The organism is Klebsiella michiganensis (assembly GCF_015139575.1).
GTDB lineage: Bacteria > Pseudomonadota > Gammaproteobacteria > Enterobacterales > Enterobacteriaceae > Klebsiella > Klebsiella michiganensis.
Genome location: NZ_AP022547.1, coordinates 3761263 through 3785779, shown reverse-complemented (window position 1 = coordinate 3785779; position 24517 = coordinate 3761263). Strand labels below are relative to the sequence as shown.

Below are 24517 nucleotides of genomic sequence, written 5' to 3'. Positions count from 1 at the left end.
CCACATCTCCAGATCGTCAGTATCGAGGGCATCAATCTCCCCCGGCTGAAACCGGAACCATCTCGCCAGCAGCCCCTGCGCCTGCGTCAGCGCCCTGGTTGCTCTCACCCATCCCCGTGATGAGCTGAAATCGTTTCTGTAACTGCAGGTAATCAGCCAGATCCATATTGTCGAGATCCTCCGGGAGAAGACCAGTACTGCGGGCAATCAGCGGTTCGTCCCAGTCTGCCGGGTTTTTGCTGATTTTGCGCACCTGCTTCAGGTCTTTTACCGTCAGGCGTTTCAGTTCAACCAGCTCAATTCTGGTGCCTGCAGCAGTGGTGAAGGGATAAGACAATTTAAAAGTATCGGATGGGGTCTGTGACATGATTGTGCTCCTGTGTAAGTTCAGGGCAGTATGTCGGGAGAAGCGCGTGACGGATATTAAAGGAGATTAAGAAGAAGGGGCCGGAGCCCCTGTGATGTCAGCAAGTGCGAAACCCCTTGCAGTTACGCAGGAAAGCGATGAGAAGCGTCTTTCCCTCAGATTTGCCGATGCCGGAGAACCAGTGGTCGGGAGGCTCCCATGCTTCAATCAAATCCGCCAGTTTGCGGGCCTTTGAACGTGTGCAGTCAATCGGGTCATTGGTTTTACGGGTATTAAAAAGGGTTTCCACCCCCGGAATATCAAGGAGGGTAAACCACGTACCATTTGACATGCCCAGTGCCGCACATCGTCCTCCTTTATCCGTCAGTTCAACACTCACCGTCAGCCCCCGATATTGATACGGTAGTCAGTCAGTTGATCAACACCGCCGACCCGGAAGATGTTGGCCAGATAGTCCAGTTGCAGCAGCTCTTCACCATCCAGTACCTGTCTGATATACGTGCAGGTGAAGCTACTGGAGAACTCGGCGTTCTCGTGCTGTTTGAACGTCCCCAGCGGGTTCTTCTTGAACATAATCGTCAGGAAGGTGACCAGCGGGATTTCGTCAATCAGCCCCTGCGAGCTGTAGCGCTGGACGCTGGAACGACACTGCAGTGCCAGCGACCTGTACGGGTTCGCGGCAGACAGCATCGCATCGCGGTAAAAGCTGTTCCATTTGATTTCGCCTTCCAGTTTGTCAAAACCAGCCGGGAGTTCCACCTTACCCACCATCCCCAGCGCCTTGTGTTCCTGCATAATCATGGAGACATCGGGGAGTTTAACTTCCTCAGCCCGTCCCAGCAGGTTAGTACCATCCAGATAGATGTTGGCATTCGTGATGCGGTTTATCTCAATCTTTGACATCAGTTGCCCCCTTTCAGGGTTAACAGGTATTCCGAGGTGATCTCAGTCTCAAACGTCAGTCGCTCCAGCGGCGGTGGTGGCGTATATTTGTAGCTCAGCAACAGGTGCCCGGCGGCCAGCTCCGTCTCCGGATTGCGGGCCGGATCAAACCAGCAACGGAAGCCCAGTACCGCACCATCACCAGTCATTTTGCGACCGTAGGCGTTGACCGACTCCGTCAGTGCATCAATCAGCGCCTGAGTAATCGGCATGTCGATGTACTGCTGGCTGAAATAACGAATGGACTCGTTGATCACATCACCGGTGCGGCGAACGTTCTCAAAGTTACGCATATGGGTGACCGTTGGCCATGCTGCCGTCCGGTTACCCCACAGACGAAGGCCGCTGCCGTAACTGCTGAATACCGTGGTGATCCCCTGTTCGTTAAGCAGGTTCACCTCACTCTGCGGGTCATCAATCATCGCGGACAGCTGGCGCTCCACGCCGGTGATCCCCAGAATCTCCTGATTGGAGGATGACCACCAGTAGCCCTTGTCCAGATCGACTCTGGCACGCAGACCTGCTGCACGCTGGCTGAGCGGCTCCAGACGCTCTGTGTTTGTCACCGGGTCATATACCTTCACATGCGGATAGCACAGACGGACGCGGTCGGAGCTGGTATTGAAGTTGATGGTGCCTTCCGGGCCACGACCTGCCAGAGCCTGTGCAAAGGTGGTACCGACAGGCGCATCAATGTAGGTTACCGCGCCCAGCTTCTCTGCCATGGCGATAAGCTCAACTGCGACACTCTTCTGGGTGCAGAACACCGGCGCAATCAGAATTTTGGCGAAATAGCCGTACAGGTTGAAGCTGTCGTTAAGCAGCTTCATGCCGGTTCGGTTTCCGGCGCTGTTCACCCCGCCGATGATGTCCGCCGCAGTCACCTTCGACGGGTCCGCGTACTCATAGCTCACCTTCACGCTGCCACCGGCCTCAATAGCCTTGCCCAGGTTCGTGAGCACACCCGCCTGCGCATCAACACGGTAGTCCGTGTTCGCCGTGTGGGTGGTGCTGCCTTCACTGTTTTTCACCACCACATTAGCGACAACCGGATGCGCCAGTCTGGCCTGCCCTGTCGATTTGTCAAAGGTAACCACCTCATCCTCGATCGCCGTTTTATGTTTCGCCGGGTCGAGGACGTTAATGACCAGAACGGTGCCTGCACCATGGTCATAAATCGCATCCAGCGCCTGCGGAATGGTAAAGCCGGTGAACTGGCTGCCAAATGCCGCTGCGTCTTTCTCAGACAGGCACTGTACCAGCGTATTGACATCCCCCATCGGGGCGGTACCAATCAGGCCAATAACGGCAGATTTCACCGTTTTAACCGGGCGGGCACCGTTTTCCACCTCAATGGTTTCGGGACCATGCAGATAGTTAGCTGCCATGGGTGTCCTCCGTTTTCACTTCGCTGTCACTGCTGCTTCTGCGCTTTGGTGACTGCACAGCCGGTGTGCCGGCGGGTTTAGTCTCTTCAGGTACCGGCGTCAGATGTTTCAGCGCCACCAGTACCTTCACGTAGTCATGCTCCTCCGGCAGGGAAACCGTCTTCCCCGGCCAGAGCAGGATTTCGGTTCCGTCCGACAGCGTGACGCCGCTGGCCGGGCCGGAATAGCGGTATTCTTTCATCACTCGCTTTCCTCATAGTTCACTTCGGTTAACAGCGGGCCGGACGGTAAATCGCTGTCTTCGATAAAGACGCTTTCAGTCGCGAAGTCGAGGGCGTACTGCCACAGCCCCCTGACTTCACCGATAAACACCTCGCGGGTCAGCCAGATACGGCGGCGGCAGCCGGGCGGGGTGTGGCCACCGAGAATGCGGCGGACAGCATCCAGGACATTAATCGCCCCTTTTTTACCGTTGAGCTGGCGGAAGACCACCGTGACGCAGAGCTGGATAGTCTGAGACTGGATCACCGCACCGGTATCATCCGGCCTGTCAAAGCGCGAACCGGCATAGCTCAACAGCAACGCGCCAACCGGATGGTTCAGGCGATATTCAGCCGGTTTCTCCGGGAAGTACTCCACCTGCAGTTGCGGCAGCTTCTCGCGTAACCGGGCCAGTACCGCATCAAGGACGGGCAGAACGTTCATCAGTATTTCTCCAGTAAACCGTCACGACCGCCGAAAGTGGCCGGGCGACTGCGTACACGAAACTCGCCAGGCTCAGGCACATCTTTCTGAGTGGACGGCAGCCCCAGCGTGAGCCTGTTATCACGTAACTCCCTGAGTTGCCGCAGCGCTTCTTTGTGGTCATCCTTCACCGTATCCGGGAGGTCACCTTCCGGGCGGCGGGCGTAGAGCCGGTAACGGACCAGCGTGATGGCAATGTCCCGCAGAACAGTCGGTATCTCTGCCAGTGGCAGGATATAGCGTCCGCGCAGATGGGCATCAATCAGCTCGTCGGCATAGCGGATACAGCTGTCCACCACACGGGTATTCACTGTTGCAGGTGAGTCGAAGTCCATCTCTTCACTGGTGAGCTCGATAAGCGTCCGCTCCGGCACCTGCGCAAGCAAATCCTCCAGGGTGCAGTACATGTCACACCCCGCGCAGGATACGAATGACGTCGCCTTCACCCCCGGCTTCATCAAGTGCAATACCACAGGATTTACCGTCGCCGGACTGCGGCACGGCTCTGGCCTGAGCATCTGACTGAACAGCCACACCACGGCTGACAGCGGCCCCGGCCTCGACAGCAATAATGCCCAGAACGCTCACCGGCGTGCTGTCGCCGGTAACAGCATCCACTTCGGCAACCCCGAGCGCTGCGGCACCGGCTTTACAGGGGGTATTATCTGCCCCGACAAAACGCTGCTGTGCCAGTGCTGCCCCTGCCGTTACGGTTGTGATCAGAATGACCTGCTGAGTGGTTCCCATAACGCCTCCTTATTTACTGATACCGGTAATGAGATACCCGGCATCGCCACCAACCACGGCGACTTTGTAGATATCGGTATAACGGCAGTACTTCACCTTGCCACCGGCTCCGTCGTATTTGTCGGCAACAGGCATCCCCTTACGACGCAGGGTGTAGCCGAAGGACGGCTCGTTCTCGTCCGCGCTGTCCGCCCCCGGCTGCGGTTTGCCGACATAGTGCAGCATCAGATTGTCTCCCCAGATATCCGCCGGCACGCTGTTCTTATCCATTGCCGCTTTCATGGACGGCAGGGAGACTGGGGCACCGATGACGATCTCTTCGATCTGAAAGAGGTCCTGCAGGATTTCTGTGGTGATGCGCTTGCGTTCGTTGGCTCCGATGGCGGCCTGAATCGCCGGGTGGAACTTCAGCAGCGCCATCACGCCGGCCCCCATGGTCATCAGGTTAGGACGCAGCCCCGTGGCCGTACGGACCGCTTCCATACCGGCTTCAATCACCCCGATGGGGTCCCCCTTACCACCGGCCCAGCGATCACTGGCTGTCAGTTTTTTGACGTGCCCGGTACGGTAGACCTTTTCATCCTGAGCCAGACGGGCAGCGATAAGTTCACGGCGCAGGTTCACGCCATTCGTGGCGCGACGGATGGCCTTGCTCTCTTCGTTAAACATGGACTCCGCCTGCTCGCGATAGTCCACCGGCGCAGCCAGATCGTGTTCACCCAGCACCAGGTCCAGCGTGCCTGTTTTTTCACGGACCAGAACATTGCTGTCCGCCCCGACGGCACGCTCGGTGTCATATTCCACAAAGGCGGTTTTCCCGAAGGTCGGTACACGCACGCCTTCCTTGTCCGTCAGCACGACGGGGAAAATACGTTCGCCGATGAATGCGGCATTTTTATAGCCACGGGCGATACTGGTCAGTACCGGATCAACGACACGTTTACCTTTTAAGTAATCAGACATGCTCTCTCCTTAAATTACAGGCAGCGTGCGACAGCAGCCTCATAGCTGATGCCTTCTTTTTTGGACAGGGCCACTGCTTTCTGATGCAGGGCCAGACGCTCAGGATCGGCTTCCGCAAACTCTGCCACATCCACCTTCACCGTGTCGCCGACACGCTCTTTTGTGGCCTGTTCGGCGAAATTCATCACCGGCTCCCCGTCGGAGAGCAATGAACGAAAGGCGGTGGCCAGCGGTGTGCGGCTTTCCCCCTCAGCAAACTCCACCGGCTTGTCGCCACCGGCGACGGCATCCAGCAGGGCAACCACCACGGAGGAGGCGCGGGGAGCCAGACGGCCCTCTGCGACCAGTTTTTCTGCAAAGGCCACATTGTCCTTATGCAGTTGCTCCTGTCTGACCTGTGCATCACGCGCATCGCGATCAGCAGCCTGCTGCTTCAGGCGGCGGTTCTCCTCCTGAAGGGCTTCAATCTCTTCTTTTGTCATCGATGATTCCTCGTTACTTGCGGAAGACGGCCCCGGGCCTGTCTCACTGAATTGTGCACCTGCTGCATCCTGCGACAGTGTGTCGCGGTACGCCTCTTCGCGCAGACTGTTGAGCTGCCATTCCGGCAGGACTTTTTCTGCCTCGTCCAGACTGAAGCGGGCGATCAGAAAATCGCGCAGCTTTCCCCACAGGGAGGCATTCGTGATGGCCTGCCAGTCGGCGAACTCCACCACACCTTCTTCCTGCTCACTGAAGGACACCTGTTTCAGCCCCTTGACGGAAGGTGGCTGTGCCCCGAGAAAGCCCACATGGCGAAGGTAGAGCACGCCGGGCTTCGGATTGGACGGTGAATCCGGGAGGTAGAAAGAGGCGGACACTTTTTTGAATCGTCCGTCGGTGACCATCTCAGCAAACTGCGGGTCCAGCTGGGCAGGCTCTGCCATCAGATCGACGCCGCTGAGCGACAGGGCTTTCACCCAGCCCCACGCCGGGTCTTCCGTTCTGGGATGACCAATCACGAGTGGTGCTTCATGGACGGACGGGTCATAGGCTTTCACGCAGGCGGCAAGATCGTCTGGCGTGAACGGCAGTTTTTTGCCGTGCATATCGGTATGAGTACCGGCTTTAAAAATGTGAATGGCTGACATTTTGCTGTCCCGCGTTATGTTGTCGGAGACAGTTTGTGAGAAATGCAGGCCCGGCGATTTTAATCTGCTTTAGAAAACATCAGGGGAGAAGGACAGGGAAAGCAATGCGGTGAACCGGAGGCGGTTATAAAACAGAGGCTGTAAAGCCTTTATAAAGGTAATACAGCCCCTCATTCGCTGGCAATGATAAATCACCCGCCTGAAGAGAGAAAACTCAGCGACGGGCCGCTGATTCAAGATGGCGGACAATGGTATCGAGGATGGGGATTACCACTTCAGGCTGTAGTTCTCCATCCCCCGTCACCGGCAGGAACGGGCGGGCCGGAAGTTCAACAGACTCATTACGCCCCGTTTTACCCCCGAACTGGTGAATGGCACCGTAAACAACGTTGGTCCCCACAACAGCCTGCCGGTCGTCATGGTCGGTTGATACTGACCCCATCAGACGCCCGGTATCCTGCAGTGTCTGCCCGTCACGTTCTTCCGCTGCCAGCGAGGGCATCCACCCCGGACGCCCCTCATCAAGAAAGTTAAACTGTGTTTCCGCCAGCAGGGTTCCGGCGATTTTGCGCATCGCGGGCTCCAGGTCTGTGGCAGCAAGATCCAGCGCACGGAGGCTCCGGCGCAGGGACTTATCGTTAATGGTGATACTGACCAGGTTATCGGAAGCCATTGTTATCCTCTCAGTTCCTGTTGTGCCAGTGGCTGAAGCGTACCCTGATAGCGGGCCAGGTCGGGACGGTATGCTGCCCCCGGAGCATAAGACCAGCCGACGTCGGTGGTCACCTTCGTGGTGCCGGTATTAAAGGTGGCCACGTTCCGCATTTCGCCGGTTTTCTCTGAGACCAGTTTCAGTTCCTGGCCCATGGCAGAGCCGGAGCTGATAACCTTCAGGCCACGGGCACGTACATCCGCCGCACTCAGGGCAATAACACTACAGCGGCAGCGCCAGCCGTTCGGCGGGTAAAATGCCTGCCAGAACGGGTCATCCCAGCGCAGCACCAGACCATGCAGCGCCAGATGGCTCCTGCGGGTATGGCTGTCGTTGATGCCGGTATACATCCAGTACGGCCTGTCGTCGACGTTTTCCATCTGTTCCGCCCAACGACCGGCGCTGTAGAGTACGGACATATTGGTGCGAAAGATGGTATCGAGCCGCCACGGACTGCCCTGCTGAATGGTGACCGGCTCACCCGTTACCGGGTCAGTCGTGTCACGTGGTCCCCACCATCCCTTACGCTTCAGCACCGGCTCCAGCTCCTGCCGGAACCAGCGATCGGTTTTTCCTTCATCGACAGCCTGCTGCAGTGCCCCGCGAATATCTTCCAGGATATCCAGGCGGGTCACTTTAGCAACGGTAAAGGCGCGGGCATGGGCCTCCTGCCACATTTCTTCCCAGTCCCAGGTAATCTGATATCCTTTGGACTTCAGGTAGTTGATTGCCCGCTTCGGGGGAAGCGTCATGCAGTACGCCAGTTCAGCCGTTGTCACGCTCATGCAGACGTCCCCGGATATTTGCCACAAAGAGAATGCGGGCCAGCCGCTCCTGCAGATCGTCCGTGTTCATCTGAGGGTAGAGCTCCGCCAGTTCGCCCAGCAGCTCAGACGGGTTAACCCCGTTTTCGACCCGCCTGAACAGAGGTGCCAGGACGGGTTCCAGCGTGCCATTTAACGCGCCTCCGTTCATCAGAATGTCCAGCGCGTCGTCAAGCTGCTGCTGAGCCTGAATATCAGCATCAATCGCCTCGGCAAATGACAGCGGCAGCATGTTATTCTGGCGTTCCGACGGTGGTGTCTCGTCAATATCGCCGTCCTGCAGTTGGTACTCACGCTTGAAGTACTGCGGGGTCAGACGCAGACCCGCCCGGGTGAGTTTTTCGTCGCGGGTGGCACGGGTGTCATCAATGGCCTCCTGTTCCCACATGGCCCAGACCGGACACGGCACATCGCCGAAGTTCAGGGTGACCACCGTTCTGATGACCTGATTCACTGCCGCCTGAATGATGTCCGCATCCGCATCGCGGATATCAGCCGTTACCTCCAGCCCGGCCTGTGCAGAGGCCTTGTTACTGTTCGCTTCCGTGGTCTGATTCTGACCGAGTAATGCAATGGAGATCTCACTGCGTGACAGTGTGATCAGCTCGCGAAATACCTCGCTGCTGTCTGCCTTGCCATCCGCTGCCCTGAGCTCAATACTGCTGTCATCGGGGATGGCGGCCACCGCGTCCTCCACCATCTGCTCCATGGAGTCCAGCAGTTTTTCAATCTCTGCATCATTTGCGCCCCTCGGGTGCTTACCGATCACCCACGGGGAGCCAAACTTTTCGGCAAAGCGGAGCCAGAATTTCATCCCGCCTTTCTTGAAGGCGACCGGCCAGAAGCACATGGACAGGTCCGGGAAACCGTAAGGATTGTCATACGAGGCATCCTGTGCCGGCACCACGAATTTTGACGGTGACAGCAGCTCACCCTCCACACCCGCATCACGCGCCCGAAAGCGCAGGCAGTTGTCCGTATCAAACTGAAACCACTCAGGCGGTTTGCCGACAATATCCGTCACCGCCCACGACCTGACCGAACGGCCCCACATGATTTCACAGGGCTGATACCCGTAGAGCACGGCATCGCTCATTTCACCGATGATGCGGGACAGATCCAGATCGTCGAGCATGTCGCGGATGAAACGGAAGACCCGGGCAGAGGCGTGACCACGCTCCAGTCCACGCTCCAGCGATTTGAGCGCTGCTTTACGTCTGCGGATACAGCCCCCGACCAGCGGGTCGGTGCGCAGTTCGCGGTAGATACGGATATCCCGTCCCTGAGCCTTGAGAATGGGATCAGGATTGGGCAGATACATGCCCAGTCCGTAAAAGTCGATCGCGCGGCTGCGGGAGGCAATCTGCGCGGTCAGTGATTTCTGAGGCTCAGAAAAAGCAACAAATTCATCGGGTGAAACCCAGATACCCCTCGCCATCAGAATCCCTCCAGCATACGGGCCGCCTGACGACGACGGCGTGAGCTTGCCTTCACCGGCCCTTTGTTAATTTCACGGCTGGCGAAATACGCCAGCGCCAGTGCGATGGCTGAATCCCCGTGGCGTTTACCACCGTCAGCCTTTGCTTTTGAGCGTTGCTCCGGTACGCGGGGGACACCGTTCACCACCTGAACGGCCCGCAGGTCATCCAGTGTGTCTTCATCCTTTGGTAAGTCCACCAGGTTGCCGTCTTCCAGTGCAGCTTTGACCGGAGGCATATGCTCCCGGTACCAGCCTTCGGTTGGCATCACCTGCTGAACCCGGCCGGAGCCGTAGCGCTGCATGGCGTATTCAGCCAGATAGGCACCATTACCACGGGCATCAAACGCTGCACCCAGCAGACCGGGCAGGCCATCCATCAGATACCAGGTGATTTGCTCCTGCTGTCTGAACGGCACGTTACGCAGCTCCAGTACGAATGGCACGCGTCGTACCAGGTTCTTCTCCTGCAGCAGGGGATAGTCCACCGACAAATCACCGCTACGGCCAAAGTCGCGCCCCAGGAAAGAGCGGGCATCAGTGGGGAGTGCCTCCAGCAATGGTTTCAGATACTCATCAAGCCAGTCCTGCGTCTCGCGGAAGCGAACCTCATCAGACAGCAGTTCATAACCTTCCTTGCAGGTCAGACGCAATACCGGCGTATCAGCGGACATGCGGGACTCTATCAGGGCACGGGACAGCCAGGCACCGCCACCGTTGGCCGGAATACAGTCAAGCTCTTCGGATGCGCCGGCACCGTAGAATTTGTACACCGATGCCATCCAGGCCTGCTCGGATGCCTCCGACCATTCCTTCCCGGTGCGCAGACAGACGCGCCGGAACAGCCCCTCAGATACGGCTTCCCGGAAAGTGATGCGATGTATGCTGCCTCCCTGACGTCCGGCACGGATATCCCCGATAAGCGTATTGAACGGATTGTCGTCACCGTCATGGGTGGAGATAACGCGTACCTTTCCCCCCCAGATAAGCATCGCCAGCGCCGCTTTCAGCAGTTCGTCCAGTTGCTCATGGAACGCCGCTTCGTCGATAACAATAATACCCTGACGGCCACGCAGGTTAGACGGGCGGCTGGAGAGCGCAACAATACGAAAGCCGGAGTCAGGAAATTTGATGGTGTAAGTCTTGATGTGTTTGTCGTCGTCGTCCTCTTCCCAGAATCCTTCTTCAATTTCACTGGCCGCATAGTTGAATGCCCGTGCCCACATCGCACACGCCTGAATGTATTCGACGGTCATGTCCTGGTTATAAGCGATGTAATACACATTCATCCCGCCTGCTGGCGCAGAAGAGGCGGCGGTCAGTACGTTATCGGATGCCTCAGCCCATGTAATACCGGTACGACGGCTCTTTTCTATCACCTTAAGCGGAGAGGTGTCTGCCACCCAGCGCTGCTGGTAAGGCAACAGAACGGGAGGGGCATCCAGCGCCGAGGTATCAGGCAAAACGGGAGCAAGGTTATTCCTCCCGTCCATGGGACTCATCCCTTCGGGGCCGCCGCCAGCGGCGTTTAAAATCACTCCGGATGATTTTGTCATGTGGCAATCCCCAGAATCTCGCGACGAAGCGCCTGTACTGCGTCGCTTGACAGTCCCCCCTTACGGGCAATTTTCTCGGCGTTGCTGGCTGCCTGCTGCGCTCTGGCCCGTACTTCAGACTGGAACTTTTTGAGGTTGACGGACGCGCGGGACAGCGTAGCCACATTCTTCGCCACCTTCGACAGCAGGGCCACGCGTTCTTTAGGATCGACTTCGCCTTCTTCCGCCTCCTGCAACTGGACAATACTCTCGAACAGCTCGGTCTGAATAAGGGCTATCACAGCCTCCGAACGCGCATCCTGATCGTCTGCTGCGCCTTCGGTCAGCATGCGGGCCGCTTCTGTTGCCGCACGGATAGCACCATAGCGGCGCTCAATCTTCTGTCCATAGCGATGGATAGCGGATTTGCTGATGACGTACCCCCGCTCACGCAACAGTGACTCCAGCTCGTTATACCCGCTGAAGCCGGATTCAGTCAGCGCCCGTTCAAGCCAGCGGCGCACGTCTTCCGGCAGCTTTTCTATTGTGCTGCGTCTGGCCATTATTCACTCCAGTACTTTTCCGGGCGGGCAATACCCGGACCACATTCCACGGTGTATTCCACCAGGTCTACGCCGAGGCGGGTCAGGTCAGCAAACCAGTCGCCAGAAGGTTTTTTCTCCAGCTCAACCATTTTACGGTCAGCCAGATAATCCAGTTCGCGGCGCAGTTCCAGCGGTGTGGTGTCCGGGTAGATGGCACGGGACACATCCAGCAGCAGCGTCTCGCTGGCGGTGTAAGGGCGGGTCTTGTTCAGGGCAACCAGCAGACTCCAGCGCAGGGATTCGCGGCGTACCCGGGTAATATCGACCATTATTGACCTCCGGTATTGCGGTACTGCTGTACCACTTCCAGTTTGTTATAAAGCGCGTCCAGTTTGGCCTCAATGACTGTCTGGCCACGGATATAATCCTCTCGACGGACATAATTCAGCGGTAAATCCGCTTTAAATCGCATAAATTCTTTTTCCAGCTCGCCCCAGTTGGAGGCGGATTGTTGCAGGGCCTGTTCAAGGGAGGCGAATCGTGCCGCCTGGCGTTCTTCTGTTTTACTGAACAACCATTTGGCGAGCCCTCCCACAAACCTCATGAAGGTGAGCAGAAAACTCACCACCGTCCAGAATTCAACCTGCAGTGTCATTTCTGTAATCCTTCCCGTTCATCCAGCAGCGCGTTTATCTGGTTCCGCCAGCGACGACATTGCCATGCGTTGTCGATGATGTTGGCGAGAACGTCACGCTGGGAGACACCCGAATCGCGTAACCGGGTGTCAGTGGTTTCAGGTTGCCCGGTCGCTGTGCCAGAGCGGGTGCCAGTGGCGGCAACTGAGTCTGAATGACCGGTGTCGACGGATGCGTTGTCATATCCGAGTGCGGCGTTGTACTGGCGCACGAAACCGCGAGTAAACACGCACTCAATGGGATGACTCTTACCTTTTTCATCAATCCAGCGCTGTGTGACATCGTTAATTTGCCCCTGTAGTTGTTTGTTCCGGCTCTCCAGTTGAGCAATCTGCTCAAGATAACCGGCTTCAGCCCGCTGCCCGGCGGCCACCTGCTCCTGATACCGTCTGGCCCAGGCCCGCAGCGCAGCATTCTCAAGCGTTGCCTGCTCCGTTTTGTACGCGTCAAATGCTGACTGCAACTGACTTAGCGCGGTATCACCGTCACGCTTTGCAGAGTCATGACCACTTCTGTATCCCATGGCATACAGGCCGACCAGAAAGGCATTGATAAGAATGGCCAGCAGAATGCCGCGCCACGGCAGCTTTTTAACCAGATGCCACACAACTGCTGCCTCCCCATGTGAGATATCGCGGTGCCAGTTCGCGCAGGATGCGCTGCGGATAATGGCGGTTCTCCCGCCAGCTGGCCGCATTGCGTCCGGCATTCACCGTGGCGACATGTCCGAACCAGCGGGTGCTGTCCAGACCTTTCTGTGATGCAAGCCGCCTGTCCCGTTGTACCCAGCCCAGACCACCGTTATAGCCCGACAGTGTCATGGCCATACGCTCGCAGTCACTGGCGGCGCTGACACGCTGCCACAGCCAGCGGTCATAGCTGACCAGCGCCCGGATAGCCCATGCCGGATTAAACGGCTCACGACTGCTCAGCATCGGTATCAACTGGCTTATCCAGTCGGCAGTGGCAGGCATGAACTGCGCCAGTCCCTGAGCGCCAGCCGGCGAGATCGCATCAGGTCGCCAGCCGCTTTCCTGATGCAGTTGCGCGGCGAAATCGGCCACCGGCGCAGACAGTCCCCATTCAAGCCGGGCATTACGGATCACATCATCGCGATACTGCAGCGCAGCCTGCGGAGGTTGTGCTGCGCATGCCTGGCTGAAAAAGCCGCCACACCAGAGCAACATTGCGACAAAGAATACCCATGCCATATGAACCAGAAAGGTCCCGGCGCGGACTGACAGGCGTTCGGTTCTGATGAAGACCCGAAAGGCTTCGAAAGCCAGTTTCAGGGACATGCATACAATCCAGGTGATCTGCGGCCAGTTCATGATTAAAGCCCCATCGCAACAGCCAGGCAGACCGCTGCAACAATCAGTGCACGGCGGATTAACGCAGCAGAAAACACCAGGTGAAGGCCGGTCTGTACCGGGAAACGCCCTTCAGCCATCAGCCTGTCGTCATGTTTCAGGTACTGACCGGGACGGGCTTTGGGGAAGAGCGAACGGTCAAGCCAGTAACCCAGCACTGCTGCCAGCGTGATGAGTGCCAGCTTGTAGATCACAACAGGCAGCTGCTGTGGTGAGACCAGAGCGATGGTGCCCAGCAACAGCACTGAGGTCAGCAGCCAGCCGCTGAGGCGAGGTTTTTTAACAGGGGGAATGAATTTTTTCAGGTTTTTCATGTGTGTCTCCTTATCTGGTGGAGACAGCATCACAAATACAGGGCGCGAAGGATTTTAAAGCGCGTTAAGAGAGCCGGGGATACGGGATGTGCAGGATAAACGATGAATTATTCACAGAGGAGAATACGATATGACGCAGACACTGAATCCGGTCATCACTGTCACCGTGTCCGGTCCTGTGGGCAGCGGTAAAAGTTACGTACTGGCGCGAATAGAGGAAGTGGTGAAACAGGAATTCGGAAACAGCGTCATTGTCGACGCCGCAGACGTGGACGGTGAGCGCCGTATGAGTGGGGATGATCTGAGCACATGGCAGAAACCACGGGCTGGCACAGTGATCAGGCTGGAGGAATACACGGGACAGGGCCTGTTGTCATACGGCGAGGAGCGTATCTGTCGGACGAATGAGCTGCTGGATGTTATATGCCCCACGGGCCGGCAACCCTGGATACTGCCCGATGCACTGCATGCCACCATTGCGGCACTGATGACAGTTTACGATCAGGAGCTGCTCATGAAGGAGTTACGTAAACTCACTGGTCAGTCAACAGAATGTTGTTCGTCCCCGAAGTACGGCAAACAGGAACACATCCCGATTAACCAGCCTCCCCGGTTCTTCGACGAATACCTTCTGACACCGGAAAATAAAGCTGAGCATGAAGAGATCAAAGCGGCGTTGTTCCGGGAAATCAGGAAGATTGCTGAAATGCAACTGGAGGGCGGGCTGGACAGAGTGATGGCGAGAGGAGAATGGGCATCGCTGTTTGAAAGAGTTTCCCCGGAATTACTTCCCCTCGCACTGGCTATCGGGATTATGCAGACAGCGGATAAACCTCACTTACGTTCATTAAACACGTAACGCATAATCCGGGATACGCATTCAGCGATGACTGCATTTTCACCGGTTTTTACTGCATCCAGAAGTGACTCTTTAAATGGTACGGGCCGGGGCTGCAGAAAGGTCGGCATGGCATTGAGCAGACAGAGCGTTTTTTCCGTGAGGACGACATCAGCCGCTCCCACAGCCAGCAACTGAGAGTAACGAATATAGCTGTTATCCCGAAGCCATATCAGCGTATCAATAAAACACCGGCACTTTTTCTGGTCGTGATCAACCTGGTCCGGGATATCGAAAAAACCAGAATAAATCAAAACCTGAGGTGCCGGATGCGTGTTCAGTAATCGGCAGAATATTTTGCCGGTGAGTACATAAAAATCATCATTTAAGGAGTGCATCATGAATCCCCGATTAACGTTAACAGAACATCAGCGCCGTGCTGAAGCAGTGAACAATGTTCTGGAAGATATTATCCGGTTATACCGCGGAGAACTGAGTGTCTGTCGTGCCGCTTTTCATTTTCAGGGAATACAAAAGCAGTTTGATACTTCTGTTTTTGCAGAAGGTATTACTTATGCCCTGGACCGGATAAGGTCAGAAAATCGCCCCGGATAATCCCTAAACCACATTAACAGAAATCCCGCCATCCCTGCCGCATCATGAAAGAACGACCAGCCCGGCACCCGAAAGCCGGGCTGGTCATCGCCCCACAGGAATGCGCTGTGAGCCGACCAAGGTTCAGTCAGTCTCGCGAGACCTGACCAGACTGCCATATTTTTTAATAATTGTAAAAGGCTTGCAGATTATGAAAATGCAGACATTACCCATCGTGCCGTGGATTGGTGGCAAACGCCGCCTTGCAAAACACATTCTGCCGCTGTTTCCGGCGCATGAATGTTATGTGGAGCCGTTTTGTGGGGCAGCAGCGCTCTATTTTCTTAAGACACCCGGCAAGATCGAAGTCATCAATGATATCAACGGTGAACTGGTGAATCTGTACCGGGTGGTAAAGCATCACCTGGAAGAATTTGTCCGCCAGTTCAAATGGGCGCTGGTCAGCCGTCAGATCTACAAATGGCTGCAGATCACCCCGGAAGAAACACTGACGGATATCCAGCGTGCGGCACGGTTCTACTACCTTCAGAAGCAGGCGTTTGGCGGCAAGGTGGCAGAGCACAGCTTCGGTACCTCCACCACATCCCCGCCACGCTTCAACCTGCTACGTATTGAAGAAGAACTGTCAGCGGCACACCTGCGGCTTTCCAGAACAGTCATAGAACACATGGACTGGCAACAGTGCATTGAGCGTTATGATCGTCCGCACACGCTGTTCTACTGCGACCCACCGTACCTGGGTACGGAAGGCTATGGTGTGGATTTTCCTGAAGGGAACTACTCGCGGCTGGCAGAGCTGGCCCGGTGCATCAGAGGAAAAATGATAATTTCGGTGAACGACATCCCGCAGATGCGCGAGGTGTTCACTGGACTGAACATACAGACAGTGAATATCAACTACAGTCTGGCGGGTAAACCCACGCCGCGCCGTGAACTGCTAATCTGCAACTTCTGAAACAAAACCGGAAAGCACAATGCTTTCCGGTAAACCAAACAACTTCCACTATGTCACTGGCGATGTTTTCTGAAAGCATCCAGATCAACCACCTGTCCTTTGTGTCCGGGTCAGTATCAGCCTGCGATTTTTCCTGGTTTTGGCTGAGTATAGAATCGCCCAATCTCAAGAAATGAGCGTTGTTGGTCTGGTGTCATGTCGTCAAAAGTATCTATTAGTTTTTGTTTTTCTGGGGAAATTTGATTCTGGTTTCTAGTCATACCATCTGTGCTCATTCCAGTGAGCAACCAATTTACATCAACATTAAACTCTTGATGCATCTTTAACAGAAACTCCCCTCCAGGCATCGCCTTTCCATTTTCAATCTGACTGATACCACCATTAGAAATACCTAAACGAGCTGCAAATTCTCTCTGGTTCAACCCTGCTTTCTTCCTCACAGAAATAACGCGCTCTCCTATATCTTTGCTCATAAAAGTGAATCTCTATCTTGATATGCTCATAATTATGAGCAATAATCTAACACATATAAGGCAAACATCATTGCATCAACAAAGGAGACAACGATGACTGCAGAACAAGTCAAAGCTCTCTTCCGCCAGCGCGGGATCACTTTCACCCGCTGGGCAGAAGAAAACGGCTACAACCGCAATGAGGTATACCGCGTTCTCAACGGGCAGACCAAAGCCCGTTACGGTAAATCCCATGAAATCGCCGTGAAGTTGGGACTGAAATCAACAGCTCAGGCGGCCTAAATATTTTGAGTCTTTGTAAAAGGTTATCACATATCGCAAAAGAGGTATGCAGATGAGTAAGACGAATGTTTCAAGCTCCGGCAGTCGCATCCTCCGGGTACTCAAAGCGCTGCGCGGTCATGCCCTGAACGGTATTTCTAACGGTGAACTGGCGACAGCACTGCACGAGTCACCGGCAAACATCAACCGGGCACTCAACACCCTCATTGAAGAAGGGCTGGCTCTGAAACTGGAGAACGGACGTTTTGCACCGGGCATCCAGTTACTGCAGATCGCCATGGCCCACAGTAACGAGATGGCACGTGCACAGGATCGTATTAACGAAATTAACCAACGTGTCATTTCAGGTAGTCGTTTGTAAGGAGTAATCAATGGGACGTACCAAATCACCGATTAACACTGAACTGAACGCCGATGTACCGCTGTCGGATGATCTCAACGTCAGCCTGAATGCCATGACACAGCATCGCATGGAGATCATGCAGCAGTTTGGTGATGGACTGCCTTATGAACGTGAACGCATCGTTCACGAAGCACGTTTTTATATGGCGCAGAGTGCTGAATCTATGTTGGAAGCGGGTAAGCGGCTGATCATCTTAAAAGAAAATGAACCGCATGGTGATTTCACAAATATTCTGGAAAACGACCTCGGATTAGCACCACAGGTAGCTCGTCGCATGATGCAGGCCAGCGTGAAATTTCTCGGCAATGGAGATGAACAGCCAAAACGCTCAGCGCTGAGCGTTTTGGGAAAAACCAAGTTATATGAACTGATGGTTCTGGATGACGAAGAACTCGACGCATTAGCTGATGGTGGAACCGTCGCCGGTGCAACGCTTGATGATATTGATCGCATGACCAGCCGCGAACTGAAGGCCGCCCTGCGTGAAGCGCGCGAAACCAACGCAGCTCAGCAACAGGTGCTTGCCGGAAAGGACGAAAAAATCAACGAACTGGCCACAAAACTGGAGAAGAAATCGCGCCTGCAACCTCCGCCGCCAGACGAAGAACTGAAAAAATTGCGGGCGGAAGTGACGGCATTAGCGGTTGAGGCCGAATCGGCTATCGCCGTCCGGCTGTCCAGTGTTTTTGAGACCCTGTGTGAATACTGCACCAAAAACATGATCGATACCCCCAGAGATTTCATGGCCGGTCTGGTCTGCCAGATTGAACGCAGTGTTCATGCATTACGTGAGACGTTTGACCTTGAGGCCGCTCCATCGGGTAACGATGCCCCCGCCTGGCTGACCGAACCGGAACCTGAAATCAACCGACCGGAGGATATGCAGTAATGAATACGAATAACACACAAAATACCCTGATGGACAGCCCGGAGGCACTGGGGCACGCACTGTGTAATCTGCTGCCGGAGATGGTGCAGGGTTTCCGCGTGGTGACCCCTTCCGGTGAAATCTGCGTACCCGCACAGGAGACGCACCCGTTTGTACTGACGATGGAGGTGATGCTGATGCAGCAGATAAGACGTCTGCAGAATCAGTCAGCATTACGCCCGGTAGTTGCACCGCAACCGGTAAATACCGTGGTGAAAACCTGCGATGGCGAAACACTGTGCGACCTCGCCAGAAAAATTGCCGCCAGAATCGGATAACAGGGAAGACAAGCTATGACCCCGGCACTGACTGAAAAACTGGTTGAAACAGCCCGCGCGGCACGTGACGCGGGGCATGGTAAACGCGGTGCAATATACGACGCTGCCTGTGCTGAACTTGGCATGTCCCGCGCCACTCTGCTGCGCAGGCTGAAGGAGGTATCTGTGACTGATAAACGCAAAAAACGCGCCGATGCCGGGCGCAGCGCCCTGACCCGCGACGAAGCCGCGCTGATATCTGCCACACTGCGTGAGGCCACCCGCAAGAACGGTAAGCGTCTCTATTCCATCGCAGATGCAGTGGAAACCCTGCGGGCTAACGGCTTTATCACCGCAGGCAGAACAGATGAAACCACCAGTGAGTTTTTCCCGTTGTCTGAAGATGCCATCAGCCGTGCTCTGCGTAACTATGGCCTGCACCCGGAACAACTGGATGCCCCTGCACCACATACCGAAGTGGCCAGTCTGCATCCCAATCATGTCTGGCAGATTGACGCCTCACTCTGCACGCTTTACTACCTGAGCAATGGACATAAAGGGCTGCAGGTGATGGACAGCGCGAAGTTCTACAAGAACAAGCCCGCTAACCTTGCCCGTATCGCCAGTGACCGCGTGTGGAGTTACGAGATTACCGACCATGCCAGCGGCTGGATTTACGTTGAGTATGTGACGGGCGCGGAATCAGGTGAGAACCTGTGTTCTGTGCTTATCAACGCCATGCAGGAGCGTGGCGGCGCAGACGTGCTGCACGGCGTGCCGAAAATACTCTATCTCGACCCCGGCTCGGCAAACACCGCGGGTATGACGAAAAACATGTGCCGCTCACTGGGCATCGACCTGATAGCGCACAAGCCGCATAACGCCCGCGCCACCGGACAGGTGGAAAAGGCGCGTGACATTATCGAACGCAAGCTGGAGCCGGGTCTGAAGTTCCGGCCGGTTCACAGTCTGGAAGAACTCAACGCGCTGGCCGCGAAATGGCGCAGCCACTTTAACGCCACGGCTGTTCACAGCCGCCACGGTAAAACCCGCACGGATATCTGGCTGAAGATTACTGCTGAGCAGCTGAAAAAAGCGCCTTCCGTTGAGGTATGTCGTGAACTGGCTGTGGCGGCACCAGAACTCCGCAAAGTCACGCCAAAACTTCGTGTCTCGTTCCGGGGCACTGAATTTGACGTATCAACGGTACCGGGCGTACTGGTTGGTGAAAAACTGATGATTACCCGTAACCCATGGCGCAGCGATGTGGCACAGGTGGTTCTGACCGGTGAGGACGGCCACGAGACGTTCTTCCTGGTCGAAGAGGTCAGAAAGAACGAGTTTGGCTTTGCTGAAGGCGCGGCGGTATTTGGCGAAAGTTACAAAGCCCTGCCGGAAACCCCGGCACAGATGGCGGCAAAAGAAACCGAAGCGCTGGTTACCGGTACAGACAACGCCGCAGATGCAGCCGCCGCACGCAAGGCGAAGGCGCTGCCGTTCGGCGGGCGGCTTGACCCGTATAAACATATCGACGACACCACACTTCCGGCCTATATGCCGAAGCGTGGTCAGGCCTCTGACGTACGCGGGCCGCGCACTGAACAACGTCCCATGACTCATGTGGAGGCCGCGAAAGCCCTGCGCGATAAGTTCAGCGCCGACGGCCTTACCTGGACGCCGGAACATTACCGCCAGTTAACGGCACAGTACCCGGACGGCGTACCGGAAGCCGCACTGGATGAAGTCATGGCCACGCTGACCACACCGGCCCGCAGCAGTGTTATCAGCATTGTTAACGGCAACTGAGGAGGGAAACATGCTGGTACTGAAGCAGCAACTGAAAGAGGCCCGTATTCCACAGGCGGTGGTGGCGAGAGCTGTCGATGTTTCTGAGGCCACGCTGGCCCAGATTGTGAATCATAACGCGTGGCCCCGCACCAGCCCCGGAGAAGTGCGCCGGCGTCTTGCGTCCTGGCTGGAAAGTCAGGGGATTGATACAACGAAGAGTTTTGATGCTGTACAGGGCGCGGCCACGCCCCGTACAGCGGGTACCACAGATAAAACGAGCCTCAGTGAGGAAGAGAATATGTTACTCAAAAAACAGGTGTTATTTCCAGCAACCAAAAAAGCGTTTGGTCTTTTCCGTGACCCGTTCGCCGACGAAGCCATGCAGGGTTCTGATGATGTGTTCACCACCCCGGACATTCGCTACGTGCGTGAGGCGCTGTACCAGACAGCCCGTCATGGTGGGTTTATGGCCGTCATCGGTGAGTCCGGTGCGGGTAAATCCACGCTGCGCCGCGACCTGACTGAACGTATCAACCGCGAGAATGCGCCGGTAATTGTTATCGAGCCATACATCATCGCTATGGAAGACAACGATGTGAAAGGGAAAACCCTGAAGGCAGCAGCTATTGCCGAAGCCATTATCAGTACCATCGCACCACTGGAAAGCATCAGACGCAGTCAGGACGCCCGTTTTCGCCAGTTGCATCGCGTCCTGAAAGACAGCAGCCAGGCGGGGTTCAGCCACGTTCTGGTGATTGAGGAGGCCCACAGTCTGCCCATTCCGACACTGAAACACCTCAAACGCTTTTTTGAGCTGGAGTCCGGTTTCAAAAAACTGCTGTCCATCGTGCTGATTGGCCAGCCGGAACTGGCGACAAAACTGTCTGAACGCAATATGGAAGTCCGTGAAGTCGTTCAGCGCTGTGAGGTGGTCGAACTTCTGCCTCTGGACAATAACCTTGAAGAATTTCTGACGTTCAAACTGCAACGGGCCGGTAAACAGCTGACGGACATTATGGACGCCGGTGCAGTGGATGCCATACGTGCCCGCCTGAGCAATCCGGGAAGTCACCGTAAAAATATGGTCAGCCTGCTGTATCCGCTGGCCGTCAGTAACCTGGTAATAGCCGCCATGAATCTGGCCGCTGAAATCGGGGTTCCACAGGTCAACGCTGACGTTGTCAAAGGGGTTTAATAATGAAATCCACCACAGGTATCAACCAGCAAATCAGCAAAGTGCAGTCAGCCATTATGGCGCTTAAGGCGACGAACACGGATGTACAAAGCATCACCATCAGGGGTAACAAACCTGTCATCCGCGTTTCCCGGAGTGCGCATTGCATGCGCATGCTTGAGCAGGGAAAGGCCTGTTATCTGTATACCGGACATGACCACAGGGGATATTTCCGTCAGGGCGTTTTCGAACTGCACGGCTGTCGCGTCGTGTGGCCGGAATCTTTGTGGTAATCAGCACAACTGGAGAAATCATAAAAAATGGCAAAAAGTACAAAAGGTGCAAAACGTATCAAGGCCGCAGCAGCACTCTGGGTGCCGGGGACACGTGAAGAGGTCATTGAGGGAATCAGACTACTCGGTGACGCACAACGTGAACTGGTCAGGGCTGAAACAGAAATGAATGACGCCATTGGCGATATCACCGCACGTTATGCCCCGCTCACCGAGAGCCTGAAAAAACGCATGGCCGAACTGCAGTCCGGTATTCAGACATGGTGTGAGGCACACCGTGATGAACTGACCGGCAACGGGAAGGTGAAGTTCGCTAACCTCACCACCGGCGAGGTGCAGTGGCGAAACCGTCCGCCATCAGTCAGTATCCGTGGGGCGGATAATGTTATTGAATTACTGAGACGTCTGGGGCTTGAGCGCTTTATTCGTGTAAAAGAGGAAATAAATAAAGACGCTATCCTGAATGAAAAAGAGGCCGTGAAAAATATTCCCGGTATTTCCATTAAAAGCGACATTGAGGATTTTTCAATAATTCCTTTTGAGCAGGATGTGCAGTAAACACACCACGTTAATTATTTAATAAAAACATTTTCTTTTTTATTCCGACGTCAGCGCCGCGGGCTTCTGCACGCCGGAAACAGAGGAGAATTAAATCATGATATTTAAATGTATTCAGTGCGAGAGGGATATAACAGCCCTGCGTTTTCACAGCGCCATCGCCGTGATGTCCGGTAAATACCACATCCCTGCGGTACGCGTCACCCTGGTCTGCCCGTACTGCAGCCAGCATTTTTCGGCAGACGTGCCCGTCATGGAATTCTCCCGCCCTGACAGGGAGGACTCGCAATGATTACCCCACAGGAAGCACGACAGCGCACCCGAACCCTTGTTGAACACTATGTCAACGAGTGTGAATGCCGCGACCTCACCGATGTGAAGCACGTCCTGACGGCGCTAATCAGCATGGCCACACAGGCCATTGTGGCGACCAACGGAAAGGAGGCTGCCCTGCAGGTACTGATGAACACACTCACCCACACGGCAGAGCATGAGGTGCCGTACCGGATGGAAACCACTGCAGAAGGCGGCCTGCACATCACCGTCAGCCGGAAGCACTGAGGGCGCGGCATGACACGAAACACCGAACTCACCCGCACCGCCCTCTACCGTCTGGCCCTGCAGCGTTTCGGGCCGGACGCACAGGCCCTGAAACTGGCAGAAGAGGCCGCTGAACTGGCGGCCAGTGCCGCCCGCAACCTGAACGGACAGGGCAGCGAAAGTGACCTCGCGGCAGAGCTGGCAGACGTGGAAATCATGACAGAGCAACTGCGCCTTCAGGGGATGGACCGGCTGATTGACTTCCACAAACAGAAAAAACTGGAACGTCTGGCTGCACGACTGGGCGTGATTTACACGAACGAGTAACCGGGAGGCATTCAATGGCTGACATACTCAGGGAAATCACCGCATGGACACTGATTCTTACTGGCCTGGCGACATGCCTCAGTGCGGGGGCAGCCCTGGCTGCCCTGCTGATGCACATAACAACACAGTGGTTATGGGAAAAGCTTAAAGCAGCATACAGCCTGAAAGAGCTGTCCGACGCTGTCCGGGCATGGAAACGGCAGAAAAATACCGGAGATACAGAACAATGACAGACCAGAATAAACACATTGAGAAACTGAAAAAGTTGCTGGCGCTGGCCGCATCCGGCAACCCGCACGAGGCCGCTCTGGCACTGCGCCGAGCCCGTAAACTGATGGATGTTCACGGCATCACACATTCCGACATTGCTATGAGTGATATTGATGAAACCATCAGTCACTACTGGCCGACAGGCAGTCTCCGTCCACCGCGCTACATGCTGGGCCTGATGAACATCATCCGCGAGGTATTTGGTGTTAACTCCATCATTCACCCCGGCACGCATCCGTCTGTGGGGTTCTACGGCAACCGGGAACGTGCGGCACTGGCTGCATACACCTGGGAAGTGCTGGCCCGTCAGCTGAAAAAGGCGCGTCAGCAGTATATCAGTGCACAGAACAAAAGAATAAAAACCGCCACCCGCACCAGCCGTGGAGACCAGTTTGCCGAAGGCTGGGTGCTGGCCGTTATCAGTGAAATACAGTCCTTTGCCCTGACCGATGATGAGCGTGAACTGATGCAGCAGTGGCTGGAACATAAATACCCGCAGACGCAAACCACCAGGGCGCGTAAACCGGGAAGAAGCCGCAATGGCGACGCCTCGCGCTATGCGGGGTTTCGTGAAGGGCAGAACGTCAGACTGCACCGCCCGGTCAGTGGGCAGGAACAACAGAAACTGGAGGCCAGATGATTACGCTATCAGGTAAAAGCCGGAAATTAAAAGCCTGCCGAATATCTGCCAGATACCTTTTTGCCCGCGCCTTTTTTAAGAACGTCAGGCCGGGGATCACAATTGGTGTTATTGCCGGACGCGAACAGGTTGAAAAATACATGTCAGGTGCATGGTGGAATAACGACCCTGTCATTGCTGCCCGTAATATTCATATCGAATGGGGAGGTATTCAGAATGACTACTGAAACCATTGTCTGTTTTCTTTTCTGGTATATGTACGCAGGATCATGCAGCGCAAGACTTCATCGTTCCCTGGGCTATGGCAGGCACTACGACACCGCGCATTACATCCTGTACATGACCGCCGTCATGTTGTTCTGGCCAGTCACCCTGCCAGCTGCAACCGACATTGTTGCCGACAGACTGAAAAAAAGGAGATGA

40 protein-coding genes are annotated in these 24517 nt (G+C 55.5%); 18 read left to right on the top strand and 22 right to left on the bottom strand.

Features of this window, described 5'->3' with window-relative positions; all coding sequences use genetic code 11:
• Positions 1-31: 31 nt before the first annotated feature.
• The 20 genes from JLG71_RS17895 to JLG71_RS17800 form a co-directional block, all read right to left on the bottom strand.
• Entirely contained in the window at positions 32-367 is a 336-nt protein-coding gene (locus JLG71_RS17895) for a phage tail assembly protein (protein WP_000084213.1), read from the bottom strand.
• Between the two features lie 97 nt (positions 368-464).
• On the bottom strand, positions 465-746 hold the full coding sequence (locus JLG71_RS17890) for a hypothetical protein (RefSeq protein WP_000110114.1): 282 nt from the start codon (positions 744-746) through the stop codon (positions 465-467).
• 2 nt (positions 747-748) lie between these two features.
• Positions 749-1273, bottom strand: coding sequence for a phage major tail tube protein (locus JLG71_RS17885; protein WP_162832341.1), 525 nt, complete (start codon positions 1271-1273; stop codon positions 749-751).
• A complete protein-coding gene (locus JLG71_RS17880) occupies positions 1270-2697 on the bottom strand; it encodes a phage tail sheath subtilisin-like domain-containing protein (RefSeq protein WP_000729834.1) in 1428 nt (475 codons plus the stop codon). The genes JLG71_RS17885 and JLG71_RS17880 overlap by 4 nt, the downstream gene beginning before the upstream one ends.
• Positions 2687-2938, bottom strand: a complete 252-nt coding sequence (locus JLG71_RS17875) for a hypothetical protein (protein WP_000666499.1) — start codon at positions 2936-2938, stop codon at positions 2687-2689. Before JLG71_RS17875 ends, JLG71_RS17880 begins: the two co-directional genes overlap by 11 nt.
• Positions 2938-3402, bottom strand: coding sequence for a Gp37 family protein (locus JLG71_RS17870; protein WP_001101804.1), 465 nt, complete (start codon positions 3400-3402; stop codon positions 2938-2940). Before JLG71_RS17870 ends, JLG71_RS17875 begins: the two co-directional genes overlap by 1 nt.
• Positions 3402-3848 carry a gp436 family protein gene (locus JLG71_RS17865; protein WP_000271668.1) on the bottom strand — a complete coding sequence of 149 codons (447 nt, stop codon included), beginning with the start codon at positions 3846-3848 and terminating at the stop codon, positions 3402-3404. Before JLG71_RS17865 ends, JLG71_RS17870 begins: the two co-directional genes overlap by 1 nt.
• Position 3849: 1 nt before the next feature.
• Positions 3850-4188 carry a DUF2190 family protein gene (locus JLG71_RS17860; RefSeq protein WP_000537457.1) on the bottom strand — a complete coding sequence of 113 codons (339 nt, stop codon included), beginning with the start codon at positions 4186-4188 and terminating at the stop codon, positions 3850-3852.
• Between the two features lie 9 nt (positions 4189-4197).
• Positions 4198-5151: a major capsid protein gene (locus JLG71_RS17855; RefSeq protein WP_001286908.1), complete on the bottom strand. Its 954-nt coding sequence runs from the start codon at positions 5149-5151 to the stop codon at positions 4198-4200.
• A gap of 14 nt (positions 5152-5165) precedes the next feature.
• Entirely contained in the window at positions 5166-6281 is a 1116-nt protein-coding gene (locus JLG71_RS17850; protein WP_001273074.1) for a hypothetical protein, read from the bottom strand.
• 214 nt (positions 6282-6495) lie between these two features.
• Positions 6496-6954, bottom strand: coding sequence for a phage virion morphogenesis protein (locus JLG71_RS17845; RefSeq protein WP_000135514.1), 459 nt, complete (start codon positions 6952-6954; stop codon positions 6496-6498).
• A 2-nt stretch (positions 6955-6956) separates the two neighbouring features.
• A complete protein-coding gene (locus JLG71_RS17840; protein WP_000117548.1) occupies positions 6957-7778 on the bottom strand; it encodes a phage head morphogenesis protein in 822 nt (273 codons plus the stop codon).
• Positions 7759-9255: a DUF935 domain-containing protein gene (locus tag JLG71_RS17835; RefSeq protein WP_000090684.1), complete on the bottom strand. Its 1497-nt coding sequence runs from the start codon at positions 9253-9255 to the stop codon at positions 7759-7761. The genes JLG71_RS17840 and JLG71_RS17835 overlap by 20 nt, the downstream gene beginning before the upstream one ends.
• Positions 9255-10796: a hypothetical protein gene (locus tag JLG71_RS17830; RefSeq protein ID WP_169542415.1), complete on the bottom strand. Its 1542-nt coding sequence runs from the start codon at positions 10794-10796 to the stop codon at positions 9255-9257. Before JLG71_RS17830 ends, JLG71_RS17835 begins: the two co-directional genes overlap by 1 nt.
• Before the next feature lie 50 nt (positions 10797-10846).
• Positions 10847-11392 carry a DUF3486 family protein gene (locus JLG71_RS17825; protein ID WP_000124060.1) on the bottom strand — a complete coding sequence of 182 codons (546 nt, stop codon included), beginning with the start codon at positions 11390-11392 and terminating at the stop codon, positions 10847-10849.
• Complete coding sequence (locus JLG71_RS17820; protein ID WP_000227701.1) at positions 11392-11703, bottom strand: hypothetical protein; 312 nt, start codon at positions 11701-11703, stop codon at positions 11392-11394. The genes JLG71_RS17825 and JLG71_RS17820 overlap by 1 nt, the downstream gene beginning before the upstream one ends.
• Positions 11703-12029: a hypothetical protein gene (locus JLG71_RS17815; protein WP_000175099.1), complete on the bottom strand. Its 327-nt coding sequence runs from the start codon at positions 12027-12029 to the stop codon at positions 11703-11705. The genes JLG71_RS17820 and JLG71_RS17815 overlap by 1 nt, the downstream gene beginning before the upstream one ends.
• Entirely contained in the window at positions 12026-12676 is a 651-nt protein-coding gene (locus JLG71_RS17810; protein ID WP_000264665.1) for a hypothetical protein, read from the bottom strand. Before JLG71_RS17810 ends, JLG71_RS17815 begins: the two co-directional genes overlap by 4 nt.
• Entirely contained in the window at positions 12660-13400 is a 741-nt protein-coding gene (locus JLG71_RS17805; RefSeq protein WP_001104440.1) for a transglycosylase SLT domain-containing protein, read from the bottom strand. The genes JLG71_RS17810 and JLG71_RS17805 overlap by 17 nt, the downstream gene beginning before the upstream one ends.
• Before the next feature lie 2 nt (positions 13401-13402).
• Complete coding sequence (locus JLG71_RS17800) at positions 13403-13753, bottom strand: putative holin (RefSeq protein WP_000793146.1); 351 nt, start codon at positions 13751-13753, stop codon at positions 13403-13405.
• 130 nt (positions 13754-13883) lie between these two features.
• Between JLG71_RS17800 and JLG71_RS17795 the strand changes: the two genes are divergently transcribed.
• Positions 13884-14612 (top strand): hypothetical protein, encoded by a 729-nt coding sequence (locus JLG71_RS17795; RefSeq protein WP_000194951.1) that lies wholly within the window; start codon positions 13884-13886, stop codon positions 14610-14612.
• On the opposite strand, the gene JLG71_RS17790 is transcribed toward JLG71_RS17795, so the two are convergent.
• Positions 14588-14992 carry a hypothetical protein gene (locus JLG71_RS17790; RefSeq protein ID WP_000972294.1) on the bottom strand — a complete coding sequence of 135 codons (405 nt, stop codon included), beginning with the start codon at positions 14990-14992 and terminating at the stop codon, positions 14588-14590. The two genes, JLG71_RS17795 and JLG71_RS17790, sit on opposite strands and share 25 nt — an antisense overlap.
• Between JLG71_RS17790 and JLG71_RS17785 the strand changes: the two genes are divergently transcribed.
• Both JLG71_RS17785 and JLG71_RS17780 read left to right on the top strand, forming a co-directional pair.
• Positions 14991-15206, top strand: coding sequence for a hypothetical protein (locus tag JLG71_RS17785; RefSeq protein WP_001069611.1), 216 nt, complete (start codon positions 14991-14993; stop codon positions 15204-15206). The genes JLG71_RS17790 and JLG71_RS17785 overlap by 2 nt on opposite strands.
• 190 nt (positions 15207-15396) lie before the next feature.
• Entirely contained in the window at positions 15397-16161 is a 765-nt protein-coding gene (locus JLG71_RS17780; protein ID WP_000783854.1) for a DNA adenine methylase, read from the top strand.
• Between the two features lie 116 nt (positions 16162-16277).
• On the opposite strand, the gene JLG71_RS17775 is transcribed toward JLG71_RS17780, so the two are convergent.
• Positions 16278-16634, bottom strand: coding sequence for a helix-turn-helix domain-containing protein (locus tag JLG71_RS17775; protein WP_000031013.1), 357 nt, complete (start codon positions 16632-16634; stop codon positions 16278-16280).
• A 93-nt stretch (positions 16635-16727) separates the two neighbouring features.
• Between JLG71_RS17775 and JLG71_RS17770 the strand changes: the two genes are divergently transcribed.
• The 15 genes from JLG71_RS17770 to JLG71_RS17705 all read left to right on the top strand — a co-directional run bounded on the left by JLG71_RS17770 (position 16728) and on the right by JLG71_RS17705 (position 24517).
• The gene (locus tag JLG71_RS17770; protein WP_000123378.1) at positions 16728-16916 is read left to right on the top strand and encodes a DNA-binding protein; all 189 of its coding nucleotides are present in this window, start codon (positions 16728-16730) and stop codon (positions 16914-16916) included.
• 52 nt (positions 16917-16968) lie between these two features.
• Positions 16969-17277 carry a helix-turn-helix domain-containing protein gene (locus JLG71_RS17765; protein WP_000047759.1) on the top strand — a complete coding sequence of 103 codons (309 nt, stop codon included), beginning with the start codon at positions 16969-16971 and terminating at the stop codon, positions 17275-17277.
• A gap of 10 nt (positions 17278-17287) precedes the next feature.
• Positions 17288-18208, top strand: a complete 921-nt coding sequence (locus JLG71_RS17760) for a DUF3102 domain-containing protein (protein ID WP_000533817.1) — start codon at positions 17288-17290, stop codon at positions 18206-18208.
• Entirely contained in the window at positions 18208-18525 is a 318-nt protein-coding gene (locus JLG71_RS17755; RefSeq protein ID WP_001095645.1) for a hypothetical protein, read from the top strand. Before JLG71_RS17760 ends, JLG71_RS17755 begins: the two co-directional genes overlap by 1 nt.
• 15 nt (positions 18526-18540) lie before the next feature.
• A complete protein-coding gene (locus tag JLG71_RS17750; protein ID WP_000186588.1) occupies positions 18541-20310 on the top strand; it encodes a DDE-type integrase/transposase/recombinase in 1770 nt (589 codons plus the stop codon).
• Positions 20311-20320: 10 nt separating this feature from the next.
• Positions 20321-21487 carry an ExeA family protein gene (locus JLG71_RS17745; RefSeq protein WP_000960679.1) on the top strand — a complete coding sequence of 389 codons (1167 nt, stop codon included), beginning with the start codon at positions 20321-20323 and terminating at the stop codon, positions 21485-21487.
• Positions 21488-21489: 2 nt separating this feature from the next.
• On the top strand, positions 21490-21759 hold the full coding sequence (locus JLG71_RS17740; protein WP_000843446.1) for a hypothetical protein: 270 nt from the start codon (positions 21490-21492) through the stop codon (positions 21757-21759).
• Positions 21760-21786: 27 nt separating this feature from the next.
• Positions 21787-22317, top strand: a complete 531-nt coding sequence (locus JLG71_RS17735; RefSeq protein WP_001140136.1) for a host-nuclease inhibitor Gam family protein — start codon at positions 21787-21789, stop codon at positions 22315-22317.
• A gap of 97 nt (positions 22318-22414) precedes the next feature.
• On the top strand, positions 22415-22609 hold the full coding sequence (locus JLG71_RS28560) for a hypothetical protein (protein ID WP_001295928.1): 195 nt from the start codon (positions 22415-22417) through the stop codon (positions 22607-22609).
• Positions 22606-22878 carry a hypothetical protein gene (locus JLG71_RS17730; protein ID WP_000632576.1) on the top strand — a complete coding sequence of 91 codons (273 nt, stop codon included), beginning with the start codon at positions 22606-22608 and terminating at the stop codon, positions 22876-22878. Before JLG71_RS28560 ends, JLG71_RS17730 begins: the two co-directional genes overlap by 4 nt.
• Before the next feature lie 9 nt (positions 22879-22887).
• On the top strand, positions 22888-23184 hold the full coding sequence (locus JLG71_RS17725) for a nucleoside triphosphate pyrophosphohydrolase family protein (RefSeq protein WP_001295929.1): 297 nt from the start codon (positions 22888-22890) through the stop codon (positions 23182-23184).
• A 14-nt stretch (positions 23185-23198) separates the two neighbouring features.
• The gene (locus JLG71_RS17720) at positions 23199-23414 is read left to right on the top strand and encodes a hypothetical protein (protein WP_000763554.1); all 216 of its coding nucleotides are present in this window, start codon (positions 23199-23201) and stop codon (positions 23412-23414) included.
• Complete coding sequence (locus tag JLG71_RS17715) at positions 23411-24094, top strand: DUF2786 domain-containing protein (RefSeq protein ID WP_000132039.1); 684 nt, start codon at positions 23411-23413, stop codon at positions 24092-24094. The genes JLG71_RS17720 and JLG71_RS17715 overlap by 4 nt, the downstream gene beginning before the upstream one ends.
• Entirely contained in the window at positions 24091-24321 is a 231-nt protein-coding gene (locus JLG71_RS17710; RefSeq protein ID WP_000631813.1) for a hypothetical protein, read from the top strand. Before JLG71_RS17715 ends, JLG71_RS17710 begins: the two co-directional genes overlap by 4 nt.
• Positions 24311-24517 (top strand): hypothetical protein, encoded by a 207-nt coding sequence (locus JLG71_RS17705; RefSeq protein WP_000206212.1) that lies wholly within the window; start codon positions 24311-24313, stop codon positions 24515-24517. The genes JLG71_RS17710 and JLG71_RS17705 overlap by 11 nt, the downstream gene beginning before the upstream one ends.